This window comes from Kribbella sp. NPDC050470 (assembly GCF_044458365.1).
In the GTDB taxonomy this organism is placed as follows: Bacteria; Actinomycetota; Actinomycetes; order Propionibacteriales; family Kribbellaceae; genus Kribbella.
Map to the genome: position 1 here is coordinate 47,808 of NZ_JBITHV010000024.1, position 16,576 is coordinate 64,383.

Genomic DNA, 16,576 nt, shown 5'->3' on the forward strand with positions numbered 1-16,576 from the left:
GCCCCTGGATGCGTCAATGGCCTGCTGCGGCCTCCTGGAGGGCGGCTGCGACTGCGTCGACGACCGGTGTGCGGCTTCGGCGGGTGAGTAGGAAGACCTCGCGTCCGACCACGCCTTCTGCAGGCAGGCAGAGCGCGACTCCGGGAGCGCCGTACCCCAGCACCAAGTCGGGCAACAGCGCAGCTGCTCCGGTGGTGCGGACGAGCTCGAGCAGGATCAGGAAGTCGTCGGAGTGATAGCGCACGTCGGGCTCGAACCCGCCGAGCTCCCGGCACACGCGCACCTGCATCTCGTGCTGACCGGTGCCTGGGTGGCAGGCAGCCCACGGTACGTCGGCCAGTCGCCCGAGCTGCACGCGATCTGCCCCGGCCGCGGGGTGGTCGGCGGGCAGCGCGACCTGGATGCGTTCGCGCAGCAGCCGCTCGCGATGCAGGTCGGCGTGCACCGCCCGCGGCTGTCCGTCGTACTCGTCACCGACGACCACGTCCAGTTGCTGCAGCCGCAGCGCCGGTGCGGCCTGCTCCACCTCGATCTCTGCGGCCTCGATGCGGATGTCGGCATGGCTCGCGGCCAACGCCCGTACAGCTGGAGCCACGATGCGCAGGAACGCCGACTGGAAGGCCGCGACCCGCACCACCCCAGCGGCGCGTCCTGCCGCGACCGAGGCCAGCTCCGCCTCCGCCGCCTCGACCCCTTCGAGCAGTACGGCGGCATGCCGCACCAGCACCTGGCCCGCCGGAGTCAGCCGGACGTTGCGGCCGATTCTCTCGAGTAGCGGCGTACCGGCTTCTCTCTCCAGCACCGACAGCTGCTGGGAGATCGCACTGGGCGTGTAGCCGAGCGCACGGGCGGCGCCGTGCACGGTGCCGCGCCCGTGTACCTCGCGGAGCAGTCGTAGGCGGTGCAGGTCCAACATTTGTTCAGCATAGCTACACGATCCTGTGCATGAAGCCGCGATAGACCTGAACAGTCCTGAACCGGGACCATCGATGCCGTGGGACGCCTCTTCTGCTTACTTTCCGCCGCCGGCTTCGGGGCGATGGCTGTATTCGGCAAGCTCGCCTACGACGCGGGTGTGTCGGTGGATTCGCTGCTACTGGTCCGCTTCGGGCTGGCTGGTGGGCTGCTGATGGCTATAGCGCTCGCACGCGGCGCATTGCGCCGACTGCCTCGCCGGGCCGTGCTGGCCGGGCTTGGCATGGGTGTGTTCGGCTATGCGGCGCAGTCCGGGCTGTACTTCTCCGCACTGGCGAGGATCGACGCCTCACTGGTGGCTTTGATCCTGTACGTGTACCCGGTGCTGGTCATGGCCGGTGCCATCGCACTCCGCCGGGAGCGGGCGTCGCGGCGGCGGGTATGGGCGCTGGGGATCGCGCTGACTGGGATCGTGCTGGTGCTGAGTGGTGCGTCGACCGGGCGGTTCGACTGGCTGGGCGCCCTGCTGGCACTGGGGGCTGCGTTCACCTACACCGGCTACATCCTGGTCGGCGACCGCGTGACTGCGGACGTGCCTCCGCTCGCTCTGAGCGCACTGGTGTGCACGGGGGCGTTCGGCACGTTCCTGGTGGCCGGGTTCCTGCGTGGCGGGACGGACCTGGGGTTCGCTCCGGTGGGCTGGCTCTGGCTGGCCGCACTGGCGGTCGTCAGCACGGTCGGCGCGATCCTGCTGTTCTTCGCCGGTATGGCGCGGGTCGGTCCGTCCGTGGCGTCGATCCTGTCCATCCTGGAGCCGGTGGTGACGGTACTCGCCGCGGCAGCTGTGTTCGGGGAGACGCTCACGGTGACCCAGTGGCTCGGCGGGTCGCTGGTGCTGGCCGCAGTACTGGTGGTGCAGTGGCCGCGCCGTCAATCGTTGTCTGGACTTTCGGCGGGTTCGGCAGAACCAACGGCAGACTTGAGGGTATGAACCGGCGGATGACGTGGGCGGGAGTCGCTGCGCTTGTGATGACGGCCGCGATCGCCTGTACCTCCGAGGAGGGCGCGGCACCTCCTGCGTCCACTCCGAGCGCCACCTCCTCGACCCCCACCACGTCGTCCGCTCCTCCGCCTTCCCCGTCGGCGCCACCATCTGCCACGCCGACGGCCAAGCCGACCACCACCGCGCCGCCGCACCCCGTCTCGTTGCAGGCGATGATGACGAAGAAGTACGACGGCCGAAACCTCCGCCTCGGCCGGGTGCTGGCCCGCAACGCCGCCTACACCCGCTACCACGTGACGTACGCCAGCGGCTCGCTGACGATCTCCGGCATCATGAACGTCCCGCGCACCCCTGGCCGGCACCCAGCACTGGTCCTGAACCACGGCTACATCGACCCGGCGATCTACACCAACGGCCGCGGCCTGATGCGTGAGCAGGACTACCTCGCCCGGCGCGGGTACGTCGTACTGCACACGGACTATCGCGGACATGCGCAGTCCACTGACGACCCGCGCTCCGACCTGAACCTGCGGCTCGGCTACACCGAGGACGCGATCAACGCCGTACTCGCACTGCGCACGTCGCCGTCGGTCGACCCGAACCGGATCGGCATGCTCGGCCGGTCGATGGGCGGCGGGGTCACCTACAACGCACTGGTCGCGCAGCCCGGGCTGATCAAGGCTGCTGTGGTCTTCGCCCCCGTGAGCTCCGACGCGGCCGACAACTTCAACCGCTGGCAGCGCAACGACCGCCCGATCGCCTCCACCATCCTGCGCGCGTACGGCGAACCCGCCCGCAATCCCACGTTCTGGCGCAACGTGTCGGCGATCAACTTCTTCGACCGGGTCACCGAGCCGGTGCTGATCCACCATGGCGAGTCCGACTCGACCTGTCCGATCGCGTGGTCCCGTGAGGCGCTCGCTGCCCTCAAGGGGGCCGGCAAGACGGCGACGATGTACAGCTATCCGGGTGAAGAACATGCGTTTGGACCAGCCTGGCCGACCTCCATGGCCCGGACAGTCACCTTCCTCAAACAGCACGGTGTCTAGCGGTTTGCGTGCATGATGGTGGAGTGAGCACGGAGCTGGTCGGCCGTGACGACGAGCTCGCGACGCTTGGGGGACTTGTCACCGCACTGCCGGCATCGTCGGCCGCGGTGATCGTCAGGGGCGAGGCGGGTATCGGGAAAACGGCGTTGGTCCGCGTCGTCCTGGACGGTGCGGGCTCTGCCGGGCTGCGGGTGCTTCGGGGCGCGTGTGCGCCGATGTCGGGGGCGGTCGCGTACGGCGGGCTGGATCCTGCGTTGATGGCCGCCCGCAGCGTTGCGGACGGGCTGGTGGAGCCGTCCGCGTCGTCTGCTGAGGGTCGAGCGCGGGCTGTGGGTGCGACGCTGGCCTACCTGCGTGAGCTGGCGCGCGACGGCGCCGTACTGGCAGTTGAGGATCTGCACTGGGCTGACACGTCGACGCTGGACTTCCTGGCGCACCTCTGCCGCAACCTGCCGGAGTCAGGCCTGCTGGTGGTGTGCAGCTGGCGCGACGAGGACACAGACCCTGCTCGTGCAAGCTGGCTCGGTGAGCAACTGCGCAACCCGGCCATCGTCGATGTGTCCCTTCGTCGACTGACACTGGAGGAGACGGTCCGCCAGCTGGCCGACTATCCAGCCGAGCTGGGCGAGACCGTGTACAGGCAGAGTGCGGGCAACCCGTACCTGAGCTCTGAGCTCGCTCGCGGTGGGGCACGGCCGTCTGCGTCGTTGCGACAGGTACTGGGTTCCAGGCTGGACGCTGTAGCGCCGGCGACTCGCCAGGTGGTCGGGATCGCGACCACGCTTGGCCGAGCGCTGACCGATGACGAGCTGCTCGTGGCGGCATCCGGTGACGCAGCAGCAGTTCATGAGGCTTACGAGTCCGGTCTGATGGTGCGCGAACTACCGCAGGGGTGGATGGCACGACATCCCGTGCTTGCCGAGGTTGCCTACGAGCAGCTGCTCGCGGGCGACCGCCGGGCGCTGCACAGGCGGATGGCTGAACACCTTGCAGGCTTGCTGTCTGCGCACCCCAGCGCTGGTGCGGTAGCCGAGGTAGCGGAGCAGTACGAACGCTCGGGTGACCCGGACCAGGCCATGCTGTGGGCAGTGCGCGCTGCACAGCTGGCTGAGCAGGGGTTCGCGATCGCAGAGGCCGGCCATTGGTACGCCGTCGCGGCCGCGCAGTGGGATGACGCCGTACACACCCGCGCAGGGGTCCCGGCGAAGCTGGCCTTGCTGAACGCCGCAGCCGGCCACCTCGGCGCTGTTGGGCAGCCTGATCGAGCCATGGCACTGCTGTCGGATCTGTCGGCGGACACTGCTGCCGCTGACCTTGTGGTGAGCGCAGCGTTGACGCGCAGCTGGCTGGCCATGGTCCTCGGCGGCACTGACGATGCGGTCCGAGACGTCGAGCTGGCCGAGTCACTCGCTTCGCCCGACGACGAGCTCACCTGGGCGCGCATCTACGCACGGCGCGCCATGGTGATCGCCACGGCACAGCGATGGGACGAGGCGATTGGTCCGGCACGAGCTGCGCTCGAGCTCGGAACGCGCTGCAACGACACCCGAACGATCGGCACCGCCCAGATCCTGCTGGGTCTCGCGGCGGTGCTCGCCGGCGACATCGTCGAAGGACTCGGGCGGTACGAGATCGCGCTGGTGATCGCACACCGCCTCGCCGAACCCGAGGACCTGGCGATGGCCGGCGTGATGCTGACCGACTTCCACTGGCGGCAGGGTGACACCGAACAGGCCGCCCGCGTCGCGCGGGTGATCCGGCGCGCGGTGCGCCCGCTGATGCTCGGGCGGCACTGGCTGGAAGACGTGATGGACTCGAACGTCGTCGCGGCGCTTTACGAGGCGGGGCGATGGGACGAGGCACTGGACTGGCTGTCCGAGCCGTCGGGACCGTCCGAGCTGGGCTTCTTCCAAGGGGTGCTCGCTCTGGTGCGCCTGGCACGCGGTGACGTCACTGCCGCTGCGGAGCTGCAGGACCAGGCGGAATCGCTGGTCGAGCGTGATCAGCCACAGTTCGTGGCGTTGTACGGCGAGGTGCAGACGCGCCTGCTGCTGCAGACCGGCCGCGCCGAGGAGGCACTGCAACTGGCGTTGTCGATCGCTGAGCGAGTGTCCACGACCCTCGACCCACTGGAGAACATCGACCTCTTGGCCGCCGGGCTCGAGGCGGCGGCGACCGTGGCTGCGCCGGAGGCTCTCGAGCGGCTCGTCTCGTTGCTCAAGGCTGCGATCACTGGCCGGGCGGCGGGCGCGATGGTTGCGATGGTCGAGGCCGAACGCTCGCGGGCAATCGGTGAGCCACGTGCTGAGTCATGGCTGACTGCAGCTCAGGAGTGGGCCGCGCTGGGTCGGCCGTATGACGAGGCTCGTGCGCGAGTGCATGCTGCTGAGGCGTTGCTGGAGCGTCGAACTGGGCCGGAGGTACGACGTACGGCCGCCGAGCAACTGCGGGCCGCTAAGCGGTTCGCGGAGCAGTTGGGCGCCGTACCTCTGCTCGCGGACATCGACCGTCTCGGGCAGCTGGCTCGAGTCGACGTCCGGGTCGACACTGGTCGGCAGACAGCCGAGCTGGACGGGGCGGTCTGGCCTCCGGTGCTGACCGAACGCGAGCAGCAGGTGCTGGCGTTGCTGACCGAGGGGCTGACCAATCGCGAGATCGGCGAGGCGTTGTTCATGAGCCCGAAGACCGCGAGTGTGCACGTCACGCATCTGATGGAGAAGTTCGGCGTGCAGAGCCGGGTACAGGTTGCTGCAGTGGCCGCGCGGCTGGGGCTGGACAAGCCCTGACGGATCAGGTGGTTTCGGTCCGGCGACGCTTGTACAGGTGGACGCCGCCCAGCGCCAGGCTTGCGCCGGCTACTGCGGTGCAGCTCGCCAGAAGCGCGGCGACGCCGTCGTCGTCGGTGGTGGTGGTGCTTGCCGTTGGCGGGGTGACGAAGTCCGGCTCCTTCGGGTAGTTGTGCAGGTGTCCCGCCGGTGGGTCGCGGGGTACGACGACCTCGGGCGCTCGACGCTCTTCCGGGGGCTGGGCCGATGCCGTCGCCGCAGCCAGGGGGCTGAGGCAGACGACGAGCATGGTGCCTGCGATGACTGACGTCCGGTGGATCATGGCTCCTCCTCGTGATGATCTCTCCGTGTCTCCACGGTCGATCACGAGGCCGGACGACCACATCGGGCGTGCGCCCATACATCAGGGCGCCAGGACCTTAGTTCTGCCCTCAGGTTCCTTACATCCGGTCTGCTGATCCCGCGCAGTAGGCGAGGGATCAGCAGGCAGGGCCTAGGCGGGCTTGCGTGCGCTGACGGCGTACATCGTCAGCGACAGGTGGAACGCGCCGCGGTCGGCGGCGTCGGCCAGGTCCTTGGCGAAGGCCTCGGCCTCGGCCTCGGTGATGACGCCGGCATGAAGGGCGGTGAGGTGCATCATCGAGGCGAAACCCTGCCGGGCGCCTTCCTGCGCCTCGATCCAGGTGGCGGCTGTCTCGCCGGTGATCTCCAGGCCGGCGGCGGCGAGCTGGCCGCGGAGCCGCCGGCCGGAGTACGGGTTCGCCGAGTCGGCGAGGAAGTGATCAACCATCTTCTGCAGTACGACGGGATCCGCAGGATGCACGATCGCGGTCGCCCAGTCCGTGTCGATCAACACGATCCGCCCACCGGGCCGCAGTACCCGAGCCATCTCCCGCACCGCCCCGCCCGCATCCGCCACATGCTGCAGCACCCGCTCACACCGCACAACATCAACCGACTCCCCCGCAAACGGCAACGCTCCAACATCCCCATCAACAAACTCCACACCCCCGCCGTCCCCCACCCCAACCCGCCCCGCAACACCATCCGCCCTCGGCTCGGCAACAGCCTCCACCCTGGCAGCGACCCCCGCCTCACCCTCGGCCCCCGCCCCGGCAGCAGCCCCCGTCCTCGCAGCAGCACCCGCCTCACCATCCACCTCCGCCCCAGCAGCCGCCTCAGCCTCACCATCCACCTTCGCCCCGGCAGCGGCCTCAGCCTCACCATCGGCCTTCCCGTTGGCGGCGGCCGTCTTGGCGGTGGCTTTTGTTGCCCGGTGGTGGGCTTCGGCTCGTAGGCCGGGGCTTGGCTCGATGCCGATCGCGTGGCCTTGCGGGCCGACCAGCTTGGCGAGGGCTACGACGTCCTCACCGGTGCCCGAGCCGACGTCGACGGCGGTCTCCCCCGCGACCGGCGCCAACTGCTCGAGCGCCCACGCCCTCAGCGTCTGTACGGCGGGCCGCCGCGCCATCAGGTCGAGCACCATCGCCAGCTTCGCGGCGTCCTGCGTCTCCGCGTCCGCGATCTTGAAGCTCCCCCGCGACGACAGGTCGATCCCGGACTCGTCCGTCTCCGTCATCCCACTCCCCCTTCAGTGCGATCGAGCGTAGCGCCGTAGGTGTCCGGGACCGACTCCGTTTGCCCGTTAGGGCAACCACCACGCCTCGTGCACCACAGCCGGCCGGCCGTCGTACGTCACGCCATCCACTCCTCGTCGCGCAGCCGCAGGATCGCCCACCCCGCCGCGGCGAACCCGGCCGCCTGCAGCCCCCAGCCGAACAGGTCGAGCGTGTGACTCACGAGCACGATCGCCGCGATCGCGTGGATCGGCTGCGAGATCGCCGTCGCGACCGCCGCCCACCGAGGCACCAGCCGCGACCGCCACATCGCGATACCGAGCAGGATCGTGCCGATCACGTGCCCCGCGACGAACACGAACCCGGCCAGGTCCATCGACCCGTGCGTGACCTCGGCTGCCCGGGTGATCGCGGCCGGGTCGAGCCCCGCCGTACCCGCGGCCCAGATGAAGATGTCGCCGGACGCCGTCCACGGCAACGCCAGATACCCCGGTACGACGAGCAGCAACGCGATCGCGGTCAGCCAGGGCGCACGCCGCCGGGTCAACCGCCCGACAAAGTACACGCCCGGAACCAGCGTCAGGATCCCGACGAACCCGAGCCACAACACCACTGAACCCCGGTCGAGATTGTCGACAATCTTATTGGTGATCGTCGACATGTCGTCGACGGTGTCGTACGGCAGGAAGTACCGCAGCAACGCGATCGCGGCCGGCCCGATCGGCAGCAGGATCGCCGCGAGCCACCGCGACACCGTCCGTACGTCGACTCGCGGCGTACTCGTCATCGTTTGGCTCATCGCACACCCGCCAACTCACGCGACGGCAGCAGTACGGCGACGACGCCGAAGACTGTCGCCGCCACGCCGACGCCCGCAGCGGCCACCGCGGCCGCGGGCACACCCGACTCGAAGAACGCCGGTACGGCGAGCAGCGCCGACGCGAGCCGCAGCGTGATCAGCGGCGCCAGCGACCACCGCTTGCCCTGCCACGCGAACCCGACCAGCACCAGACTCACCAGCCCGACCACCGCCGCACCGATCGCAATCCCCATCGGCGGGTGCTCCCCATCGGTCAGCACCGGCATCAGCAGATCCCCCACGGACAGCAGACCGAGCACGACCAAACCCAGCTTGTACATGTTGTTCCCCTCTCTCAGGCCACCACCGTCCGCCGCCCACCCCACCCACCACCTGAGGCCGAACTCCCGCACCCCCGGGAAATCCCCCCGCCCCTCCCAGGACCCCATTCCCGAGACGCCACCCCCCACCCAGGCGCACACTGCCGCTATGAACGCCACCAGGCGCCCGCCGAACAAGCCGTCACCCCAGCACGCGCCGGCCCCGGCGAACACCACCTCTGGGCCAGCGGACAACACCTCCGCTCCCACGGACAGCTACACGCGGTCGGCGGGGAACACCTCCAGGCCTACGGACGGCTCTGCGCGGCCGGTGGGTCTCAGTCCAACGACAAGCTCCACCTCGGGGGCTTTCGAGGGTGGGTGGCGGGGGTTGGGGGCGGGGCTCGGGGTCTTTGTGGTTGCTGAAGTTGTCGGGGCGGTTGTGCTGGCTGCGGTGGTGGGGTGGGGCTGGCAGAACGCGGTAGATGCGTTTGTGGTGACGAACGGGTTGATGGGCCTGACGTTCGGGCTGTGTGGAGCGGCGATTGCGTGGCATCGGCCGAGGAACCCGATCGGGTGGTTGTTCATCGCCGACGGCATCGGGCACGCGACCACTGCGGTCGCCACGCCCCTCGGTCAACTGCTCTCGGACGCCGACGCGCCGATGGTTGCCCAATGCCTCCTCGTCACCCTGTCGATGTGGGCCTGGCCGTGGTCGATCGGCCTGTTCCTGCCGCTCGCTCTCCTGCTGTTCCCGACCGGCCGCCTGCTCTCGCCGCGCTGGCGCTGGGCCGCAATCGGCATCATCGCCACCTCACCGCTGTTCGTCCTTGAGATGACCGGCGCGGGCGACGCCCCCGGCCAAGGCCTCCCGCGCGGCTACCTGACCATCTCCACGTACGACGACCTCGCCCCACTCTGGACGCTCACCGAGCTCCGCAACATCGTCGCGTTCCTCCTGGCGATTACCTGCCTGGCGATCCGCTACCGAAGGGCCGACGAAATGGGCCGCCGGCAACTGCTGTGGTTGCTGCTGGCATCCGTCGTCGCGATCCTGTTCATCACCCCGTGGTCGTTCCTCGCCGGCACTCCAATCCTTGTATTACTGGCGATTCCGCTCATCCCGATCGCCGTCGCGGTCGCGATCGTGCGCTACCAGCTCCTCGACATCCGGCTGGTCGTGTCCCGCGCCCTGACCTGGGGTCTGCTGTCACTGGTTGCCATCGGCGCCTATGCGGCCCTCGCCGCGATCCTGGGTTCGCTGATCTCTTCCCGCGTCGGCCGCTCGGCGGCGATCACCGTCCTGGTGGCGCTGATCATCGCCCCGATCCTGCCCCGCCTGCAGCAACTCGTCGATCGAGCCCTGTACGGCGATTACCGCGACCCCGCCCGCGTCGCCTCCCAGGTCGGCGAACAACTCTCCGCCGGCCTCCCCGGCGTGGTCGCCGCCATCCGTTCCGCGCTCCGCTTCCCGTACGTCGGTCTGATTGTCGACAATAGGATCGTCGCCGAATCCGGCGCCCCGCCGCCCTCCGTCGTACCCCTGGAGCTCGAGTACGGCGGAACCGCGGTCGGAGCGCTGCACGTCGGGCTCCGGTCCGGCGAGTCGGCGCTCGCCTCGGCCGATCGCAGTGTGCTCGGGCTGGTCGCCGTACCGCTCGCCGTCGCCGTGCACGCAATGCGGCTCTCAGCCGAACTGCAGTCGTCCCGCGAGAAGCTGGTCTCGGCCCGCGAGGAGGAGCGCCGCCGGCTCAGACGCGACCTCCACGATGGTCTCGGCCCGACGCTGACCGGGGTCGCGTTCACCGCCGACGCCGCGGCCAACCTGGTCTCCACCGACGCCGCCAAGGCCCGCGACCTCCTCGCCATGTTGCGGACAGACACCCGTACGGCGATCGCCGACGTACGACGGCTTGTCGACGATCTCCGACCACCCGCGCTGGACGAGCTCGGACTCGTCGGCGCGCTGAAGCAACGCGCGGATCAACTGTCGTTCCGCGCCGACGGTGCCTCGGTCCGGGTGGAGGTGTCAGCGGAGGGACTGCCACCGCTCCCGGCGGCGTTGGAGGTTGCGGCGTACCGGATCGCGACCGAGGCGTTGACGAACATCGTCAGGCACTCGCGCGCGACGTCCGCCGTACTAGCGTTGCGCTGTGGCGACGATCTGGAGATCGAGGTGACCGACGACGGACCGCCGAACGGCGAGTGGCGGCCAGGCGTCGGCCTGCACGCGATGCGAGAACGCGCCGCCGAGCTAGGCGGCCACTTCGAGGCCGGCCCGTCCCCCACCGGCGGCATAGTCCGAGCAACCTTCCCCCTGGAGCCCAGATGACACGCGAGGGAGCCGGGATCATGCGCGGAGCGCAACCGACGCACCGAGCGCTGACGACCCGCGAGGAGCCCAGATGACTCCCGAACGAGCCGAGACCATTCGCGTGGTGCTGGCCGATGATCACCCCGTCGTCCGGGCCGGGTTGTCGGCCCTGCTCACCTCGCTCCCCGGCATCGAGGTCGTCGGCGTCGCCGCGACCGGGCGCGAGGCGATCCGCGAGGTGATCACCATCCGCCCGGACGTCGCCGTACTGGACCTCCAAATGCCCGACCTCGACGGCTTCGCCGCCACCCGCGAGCTGGCGCGATCAGCACCAGACGTCGCCGTACTCGTGCTGACCATGTTCGAGGACGACGACTCCGTCTTCGCCGCGATGCGCGCCGGCGCCCGCGGCTACCTGGTCAAAGGTGCCGAGCAGGACGAGATCGCCCGCGCCATCCGGGCAGTCGCGGCCGGCGAGGCGATCTTCGGCCCCGGCGTCGCCCGCCGCGTGCTCAGCTTCTTCTCCGCCCCACCACCAGCGGCCGACCCGTTCCCCGAGCTCACCACCCGCGAACGCCAGATCCTCGACCTGCTGGCCGCCGGCCTGTCCAACTCCGCCATCGCCCACCGCCTCGACCTGGCCGCCAAGACAGTCGCGAACAACGTCTCCACCATCTTCACCAAACTCGGCACCGCCGACCGCGCCACCGCCATCATCCAGGCCCGCAACGCCGGCCTGGGCACCGAGAACCCCTGAGTTCCAGGCCACCCGATGGGTGCAGATCGACAGGTAGTGCACCTGCGAGACACCGTACGCGCCCGGAAGCCGACGCTCGGCTGCACTACCCAGCGCCGCACACCTCCTGTCGATCGGTCCGGCTAGTCGATCGCGCGCAGGTAGCGGTTGCCGATCGTGCGCAGATGCTGGACGAGCTCGGGTGGGCCGTCGACGTGGAAGTCGAGGCCGAGCATGCCGATATAGACGGCAACGATCTCGAGGGACTCGGCGCCGGTGACGAGGACGCTGGTGTCGTCGTCGACCGACTCGACCACGCCGACGGCCGCGTGGATCCGGGACAGCACCTCCTGCGCGGGCGCGAACACCGTGATCCGGGCATGCACCTTCCACCCGGTCGTGGCGACGTCCCGCAGGACGAAGTCGGTGTAGTCGTCCCCCGGCATCGGCCGCGGCTGGTACCGCCGGCCTGTTGCCATCCGCAACGACATCCAGTCGACCCGGTACGTCCGCCACGCGTCGGCCTCGTCCCGCGCGACCAGGTACCAGTACCGCTGCCAGCTCACCAGCCGGTACGGCGCGACCAGGATCGGCAACCCCGATGACGCCGTACCGGAACCTGGCCCGCGGATCGGGCCGTCGGTGGGGATCTCGTAGTCGAACCGGAGGTAGTGCTCGTCGCGGATGCACGCCGCGATCGCGGTCAGCACGGCCGGGTCGATCTCGGGGTCCTGTACGTTGGAGCCGGTGTTGTCCGGGCCCTTCTCCATCGTGCTGTGGATCGCGCTCACCTGCCGCCGGAGCCGATGCGGCAGCACCTGCTCCAGCTTCGTCAGCGCCCGCGCGCTGCTCTCCCCCATCCCGGCCACACCGGCGCCGGTCCGCAGCCCGACGGCGACCGCCACCGCTTCCTCGTCGTCCAGCAGCAACGGCGGGAGCTTGGCGCCGACGCCCAACTGGTAGTGCCCGGCCGGGCCGCGGGTCGCGTCGACCGGGTAGCCGAGCTCGCGCAGCCGGTCGATGTCGTTGCGGATGGTCCGCGTCGTCACCTCGAGCCGCTCGGCCAGCTCGGCGCCGGTCCAGGCCGGGCGGGTCTGGAGCAGGGCCAGCAGGCTCAGCAACCGCGACGAAGTCTCGAGCAAAATCGGTCTCCCAAATAGGAATCAAATGTTCCTATATGGATTCTACGGTAGAGCCATGAACAACAACGAGAGCATCCGGCCCTTCACCGTCGACATCGCCCAGGCCGACCTGGACGACCTGAACGCCCGCCTGGCGCGGACGCGGCTGCCCGAGCCGGCCCCCGGCGACGACTGGGACTACGGCACCCCGAACCACTACCTCCGGGAGATGGTCGACCACTGGCAGAACGGGTTCGACTGGCGGGCGCAGGAAGCGCGGATGAACGAGTTTCCGCACTACCAGACCGACGTCGACGGCCAGACCGTGCACTTCATCCACGTCCCGTCGAAGGTCGAGAACGCCACGCCGCTGCTGCTGGTGCACAGCTACCCGGGCTCGTTCGTCGACTTCCTCGACATGATCGCGCCGCTGACCGACCCGGTCGCGTACGGCGGCTCGCCCGAGGACGCGTTCTCCGTCGTCGTCCCGTCCATCCCTGGCTTCGGTTTCAGCACCCCGCTGGTGGAGCGCGGCTGGACGATGGCCCGGGTGGCCCGCACCTTCGACACCCTGATGCGCCGACTCGGCTACTCGTCGTACGGCGTCCATGGCTCCGACGCCGGCGCGATGGTCTCGCGTGAGCTCGGCCTGCTGAACCCCGAAGGCTTCCTCGGACTGCACGTCCTGCAGCTGTTCTCCTTCCCGTCGGGCGACCCGGCCGAGTTCGAGAAGTTCACGCCGGCGGACTACGCGGCGCTGGAGCACCTGCAGTGGTTCCAGTCGGTCGGCGGGTACAACCAGATCAACGGCACCCGGCCGCAGACCGTTGCCGTCGGCATCTCGGACTCACCGGTCGGGCAGTTGGCCTGGAACGAACTGTTCAACAGCTTCGGCAACGGAACCAGCCTGGTGACCCGCGACCAGATCCTGACCGAGGTCTCGCTGTACTGGTTCACCAACACCTCGGCCGCGGCCGGTCGGTACCACTACGAGGAGGCGCACTCCGGCGTCGAGCCGGCCCAGAACCACGCCCCGACCGGCGTCGCCGTCTTCGCCGACGACTTCAAGACGATCCGGCCGTTGGCCGAGCGTGACAACACCAACATCGTGCACTGGTCGAACTTCGAGAAGGGCGGCCACTACGCGTCGCTCGAGCGGCCGGACGAGCTGACCGCCGACCTCCGCACGTTCTTCCGCAACCTGTAGACAAGCTGTAGACAACCCTGCAGCCAACCCGTAGACGCCAACCCCGTGCGGCCCCGCACCCTGCCCAGGGTGCCTGGGCCGCACCGGCATGTTGTCGACAATCCTTTCGTCGACAGTCAGCTTCCGCGGTACGTCGAGTACGCGAACGGACTCAGCAACAGCGGGAGGTGCAGCCGCGTGGAAGGATCGACCACGGTGAAGGCGATGATGACCTGCGGGAACATGCAGGTCCGCCCGGTCTTGGCGAAGTACGCCGCCGTCTCGAAGACCAGCCGGTGATCGCCGGCCCGCCCGAGCGCCGGCCCCAGCTCACCGACCCGGCCGTCCGCATCGGTGCTCCCGGAACCGAGCACCGTGAACGGATCGAGCTCCTCCAGCACGACCGTCACACCTTCCGCCGGCCGGCCGGTCACCAGGTCGAGTACGTGCGTGCTGATCATTCGTCGACCACCTTCCGGGTCGCCGTACGCCGTACCTCCGGTGCCCGTTCGGACTCCGGACCATGCCTTGCGCCTGAGCCTGGGCTTGGGCGTGGCGAAGCCCGGGGCTTTCACGCACCCGGGCTCCGGTCGACTCCACCCATCACGAGGGACGCATAAGCGGAGCCGTCCTCCGTCGCCCGATCGCAGGTGCGCGGTACCCACGCGGGGGGTGGCGTGGTACCGCCCTCGATCTCAGAATGACCGGCACAGGCAGGTCGGGAAGCGGAGCCATGCTCGGGCTTGTGTCAGCACGCACGCCCGGGCGTCCTACTGTGTCTCCTTGGTGAGCCGACCCCGTCAGCCACATTGCCGGATGATGCTTCGAAGCTACGCCTACGTCACCACCAGCACAATGCGTGGGCAGGCCCGTCCCTCGGTGTCACAGCCAGTCAAATGGGCACCGGCGAGGCCATGAGTGTCGTGGCGATCACCGGGGCGAGTGCTGGAATCGGGCGGGCGTGTGCGCGACTTTTCGCCGACCGCGGGTACGACGTGGGCCTCATCGCCCGTGGTTCGGACGGTCTCGCGGGGGCTGTCGCCGATGTCGAGCAGGCTGGGTCGCGGGCTGTCGCCGTACCGGTCGACGTGAGTGACGCCGAGGCTCTGGAGAAGGCATCGCTGTCGATCACCGAGGAGCTCGGGCCGATCGATGTCTGGGTCAACAATGCGATGGCGACCGTGTACGGGCCGTTCCTGGACATATCGGCCGACGAGTACCGGCGGGTGACCGAGGTGACCTACCTCGGTTTCGTCAACGGGACGCGGGCCGCGTTGCACCGGATGATGCCGCGCGACCGTGGCGTGATCGTGCAGATCGGGTCGGCGCTGGCGTATCGCGGGATCCCGCTGCAGTCGGCGTACTGCGGTGCGAAGCATGCGGTCCAGGGGTTCACTGACTCGGTGCGATGCGAGTTGCTGCACGATCGGAGCGCCGTACGGCTGGTGGAGGTACACATGCCGGCCGTGAACACGCCGCAGTTCCGGATCCAGCGGTCGAAGCTGCGTCGCCGTACTCAGCCGGTGCCGCCGATCTACCAACCCGAGCTCGCGGCTGAGGCGGTCTGGCACGCTGCGCATCACCGGCGGCGACAGGTTTGGGTCGGCCTTCCGACCGTTTACACGATCCTTGGCGAGCGGTTCGCAGGTCCGATGCTGGACGCGTTCCTGGGGCGCACGGGCTACAAGAGCCAGGAGCTCGACGAGCCGCGTCCGGATGACGACCCGGACAACCTCTACGACCCGGTCCCCGGCGACCACGGAGCCCACGGGCCCTTCGAAGCCTCGTCGTACAGCCGGCAGCTCCGGCTGAACCTGTCCCGCCCGGTCGCCCGCGTCGCCGAGGCGATCGACGTAGGTGCTGCGGCCGCGGGCCGAGCCCTCGCGCGCCTTACCGGCTGAGAAACGCTTCCAGCACACCCTCGTCGAACGTCGGCTTGTCCACCTCGATCGACTCCGCCCCCACCGTCAGCCGGACCGCCCCCGGCCCATGCCGCCGGCAGATCCAGCTCTTCAGTACGTCGACCAACGCCGCCACATCCGCCCCCGACAGCGCGACCGCCATCTCCGGCGCATCCCCGATCCCCGCCTGAGTCATGAACTCCTGCTCAGCCAACTCCTTCCGCAACTGCTGAACAACCTTCACCCCCCGCCCGTCGTCCCCCACCACCCGAACCTCAACCCACCGCCCTTCACCCATCCTCCCAGGCTACTCAGAACCCCCTGTGGATAACTCCAACCCGAAACGGCCTGTCGTTCCTAAGCTGTCTGCATGAGTCCCGAAACGCCGCACCTCCTTCCCGACGGAGAACGTGTCTGGGTGCACCCCACGGCGGAGGCGTCCCAACAGCTGGCGAACCTCCTCAACCTCTTCCGCTCCGGCCAGCCCGAACCCTTGGTCTTCGGCGACGCCGGCCAACCCGAGGCCGTGGTCGTCCCGTGGGATGTCTGGCGCCGCCTTGACGCCCTCGCAGCCGACGAGGACGGCTTCGACCACGCCTACGAGGAAGCCCGGCAGAACCTCGCGGATCCGCGCCCGTCGATCCCACTCGAAGAGGCTGCCGCCGAGATCGGCTGGGACCTCGACGAAGACGAGAACCCTTCCGATCCTCCGCAAGCGCGATGACCCGGTACCGCCTCCTGCTCAAAGCGGAGGTGATGCAGCAGCTTGCGGCGCTAAGCCTCGATCCACCGATCGGCTTGGCGTGAGGCGGTGATTCCGGATTGGCTTGGTGCTGGGCTATGTGGGCGTGGTGGGGTGTCCCGCCTCG

Annotated in this window: 16 protein-coding genes; 8 read left to right on the forward strand and 8 right to left on the reverse strand. The window is 69.2% G+C overall.

The annotated features are described in order from the left end of the window. Positions 1 to 13: 13 nt before the first annotated feature. Entirely contained in the window at positions 14 to 916 is a 903-nt protein-coding gene (locus tag ACIBGM_RS44385; RefSeq protein ID WP_396388994.1) for a LysR family transcriptional regulator, read from the reverse strand. Between the two features lie 78 nt (positions 917 to 994). Here ACIBGM_RS44385 and ACIBGM_RS44390 point away from each other — a divergent pair, with 78 nt between their 5' ends. The 3 genes from ACIBGM_RS44390 to ACIBGM_RS44400 are packed head-to-tail and all read left to right on the forward strand — an operon-like array spanning position 995 to position 5,753. Beyond that, on the forward strand, positions 995 to 1,906 hold the full coding sequence (locus tag ACIBGM_RS44390) for a DMT family transporter (RefSeq protein ID WP_396388995.1): 912 nt from the start codon (positions 995 to 997) through the stop codon (positions 1,904 to 1,906). Then, positions 1,903 to 2,967: an alpha/beta hydrolase family protein gene (locus ACIBGM_RS44395; protein ID WP_396388996.1), complete on the forward strand. Its 1,065-nt coding sequence runs from the start codon at positions 1,903 to 1,905 to the stop codon at positions 2,965 to 2,967. The genes ACIBGM_RS44390 and ACIBGM_RS44395 overlap by 4 nt, the downstream gene beginning before the upstream one ends. Before the next feature lie 23 nt (positions 2,968 to 2,990). Continuing rightward, positions 2,991 to 5,753, forward strand: coding sequence for an ATP-binding protein (locus tag ACIBGM_RS44400; RefSeq protein WP_396388997.1), 2,763 nt, complete (start codon positions 2,991 to 2,993; stop codon positions 5,751 to 5,753). 4 nt (positions 5,754 to 5,757) lie between these two features. Here the strand turns inward: ACIBGM_RS44400 and ACIBGM_RS44405 are convergent, their stop codons facing one another. The 4 genes from ACIBGM_RS44405 to ACIBGM_RS44420 form a co-directional block, all read right to left on the reverse strand. Then, on the reverse strand, positions 5,758 to 6,075 hold the full coding sequence (locus ACIBGM_RS44405; RefSeq protein WP_360527500.1) for a hypothetical protein: 318 nt from the start codon (positions 6,073 to 6,075) through the stop codon (positions 5,758 to 5,760). 171 nt (positions 6,076 to 6,246) lie between these two features. Beyond that, positions 6,247 to 7,332 (reverse strand): methyltransferase domain-containing protein, encoded by a 1,086-nt coding sequence (locus tag ACIBGM_RS44410; protein ID WP_396388998.1) that lies wholly within the window; start codon positions 7,330 to 7,332, stop codon positions 6,247 to 6,249. Between the two features lie 116 nt (positions 7,333 to 7,448). Then, on the reverse strand, positions 7,449 to 8,129 hold the full coding sequence (locus tag ACIBGM_RS44415) for a hypothetical protein (protein ID WP_396388999.1): 681 nt from the start codon (positions 8,127 to 8,129) through the stop codon (positions 7,449 to 7,451). Beyond that, entirely contained in the window at positions 8,126 to 8,470 is a 345-nt protein-coding gene (locus tag ACIBGM_RS44420) for a hypothetical protein (RefSeq protein ID WP_396389000.1), read from the reverse strand. Before ACIBGM_RS44420 ends, ACIBGM_RS44415 begins: the two co-directional genes overlap by 4 nt. Before the next feature lie 475 nt (positions 8,471 to 8,945). Here ACIBGM_RS44420 and ACIBGM_RS44425 point away from each other — a divergent pair, with 475 nt between their 5' ends. Next, on the forward strand, positions 8,946 to 10,781 hold the full coding sequence (locus ACIBGM_RS44425) for a histidine kinase (protein WP_396389001.1): 1,836 nt from the start codon (positions 8,946 to 8,948) through the stop codon (positions 10,779 to 10,781). 73 nt (positions 10,782 to 10,854) lie between these two features. Then, on the forward strand, positions 10,855 to 11,520 hold the full coding sequence (locus ACIBGM_RS44430) for a response regulator transcription factor (protein ID WP_360527485.1): 666 nt from the start codon (positions 10,855 to 10,857) through the stop codon (positions 11,518 to 11,520). A gap of 122 nt (positions 11,521 to 11,642) precedes the next feature. Here ACIBGM_RS44430 and ACIBGM_RS44435 read toward each other — a convergent pair whose 3' ends face one another. Further along, positions 11,643 to 12,641 carry a WYL domain-containing protein gene (locus tag ACIBGM_RS44435; RefSeq protein WP_360527482.1) on the reverse strand — a complete coding sequence of 333 codons (999 nt, stop codon included), beginning with the start codon at positions 12,639 to 12,641 and terminating at the stop codon, positions 11,643 to 11,645. Positions 12,642 to 12,696: 55 nt separating this feature from the next. Here ACIBGM_RS44435 and ACIBGM_RS44440 point away from each other — a divergent pair, with 55 nt between their 5' ends. Further along, positions 12,697 to 13,827 (forward strand): epoxide hydrolase family protein, encoded by a 1,131-nt coding sequence (locus tag ACIBGM_RS44440; protein WP_360527479.1) that lies wholly within the window; start codon positions 12,697 to 12,699, stop codon positions 13,825 to 13,827. Between the two features lie 116 nt (positions 13,828 to 13,943). Here ACIBGM_RS44440 and uraH read toward each other — a convergent pair whose 3' ends face one another. Then, positions 13,944 to 14,267, reverse strand: coding sequence for a hydroxyisourate hydrolase (gene uraH / locus ACIBGM_RS44445; RefSeq protein ID WP_396389002.1), 324 nt, complete (start codon positions 14,265 to 14,267; stop codon positions 13,944 to 13,946). A 453-nt stretch (positions 14,268 to 14,720) separates the two neighbouring features. Here uraH and ACIBGM_RS44450 point away from each other — a divergent pair, with 453 nt between their 5' ends. Beyond that, entirely contained in the window at positions 14,721 to 15,707 is a 987-nt protein-coding gene (locus tag ACIBGM_RS44450) for an SDR family oxidoreductase (RefSeq protein WP_396389003.1), read from the forward strand. Here the strand turns inward: ACIBGM_RS44450 and ACIBGM_RS44455 are convergent. Then, positions 15,697 to 16,005 carry a hypothetical protein gene (locus ACIBGM_RS44455; protein WP_396389004.1) on the reverse strand — a complete coding sequence of 103 codons (309 nt, stop codon included), beginning with the start codon at positions 16,003 to 16,005 and terminating at the stop codon, positions 15,697 to 15,699. The genes ACIBGM_RS44450 and ACIBGM_RS44455 overlap by 11 nt on opposite strands. Positions 16,006 to 16,077: 72 nt before the next feature. On the opposite strand from ACIBGM_RS44455, the gene ACIBGM_RS44460 reads away from it, so the two are divergent. Further along, on the forward strand, positions 16,078 to 16,431 hold the full coding sequence (locus ACIBGM_RS44460) for a hypothetical protein (protein ID WP_396389005.1): 354 nt from the start codon (positions 16,078 to 16,080) through the stop codon (positions 16,429 to 16,431). Positions 16,432 to 16,576 lie beyond the last annotated feature (145 nt).

What these genes read in the sequence shown, in the direction of transcription:
- ACIBGM_RS44385 (WP_396388994.1), bottom strand. Translation starts at nt 916, where the DNA reads ATGTTGGACCTGCACCGCCTACGACTGCTCCGCGAGGTACACGGGCGC.
- ACIBGM_RS44395 (WP_396388996.1), top strand. Translation starts at nt 1,903, where the DNA reads ATGAACCGGCGGATGACGTGGGCGGGAGTCGCTGCGCTTGTGATGACG.
- ACIBGM_RS44405 (WP_360527500.1), bottom strand. Translation starts at nt 6,075, where the DNA reads ATGATCCACCGGACGTCAGTCATCGCAGGCACCATGCTCGTCGTCTGC.
- ACIBGM_RS44410 (WP_396388998.1), bottom strand. Translation starts at nt 7,332, where the DNA reads ATGACGGAGACGGACGAGTCCGGGATCGACCTGTCGTCGCGGGGGAGC.
- ACIBGM_RS44415 (WP_396388999.1), bottom strand. Translation starts at nt 8,129, where the DNA reads ATGAGCCAAACGATGACGAGTACGCCGCGAGTCGACGTACGGACGGTG.
- ACIBGM_RS44420 (WP_396389000.1), bottom strand. Translation starts at nt 8,470, where the DNA reads ATGTACAAGCTGGGTTTGGTCGTGCTCGGTCTGCTGTCCGTGGGGGAT.
- ACIBGM_RS44430 (WP_360527485.1), top strand. Translation starts at nt 10,855, where the DNA reads ATGACTCCCGAACGAGCCGAGACCATTCGCGTGGTGCTGGCCGATGAT.
- ACIBGM_RS44440 (WP_360527479.1), top strand. Translation starts at nt 12,697, where the DNA reads ATGAACAACAACGAGAGCATCCGGCCCTTCACCGTCGACATCGCCCAG.
- uraH (WP_396389002.1), bottom strand. Translation starts at nt 14,267, where the DNA reads ATGATCAGCACGCACGTACTCGACCTGGTGACCGGCCGGCCGGCGGAA.
- ACIBGM_RS44450 (WP_396389003.1), top strand. Translation starts at nt 14,721, where the DNA reads ATGAGTGTCGTGGCGATCACCGGGGCGAGTGCTGGAATCGGGCGGGCG.
- ACIBGM_RS44455 (WP_396389004.1), bottom strand. Translation starts at nt 16,005, where the DNA reads ATGGGTGAAGGGCGGTGGGTTGAGGTTCGGGTGGTGGGGGACGACGGG.
- ACIBGM_RS44460 (WP_396389005.1), top strand. Translation starts at nt 16,078, where the DNA reads ATGAGTCCCGAAACGCCGCACCTCCTTCCCGACGGAGAACGTGTCTGG.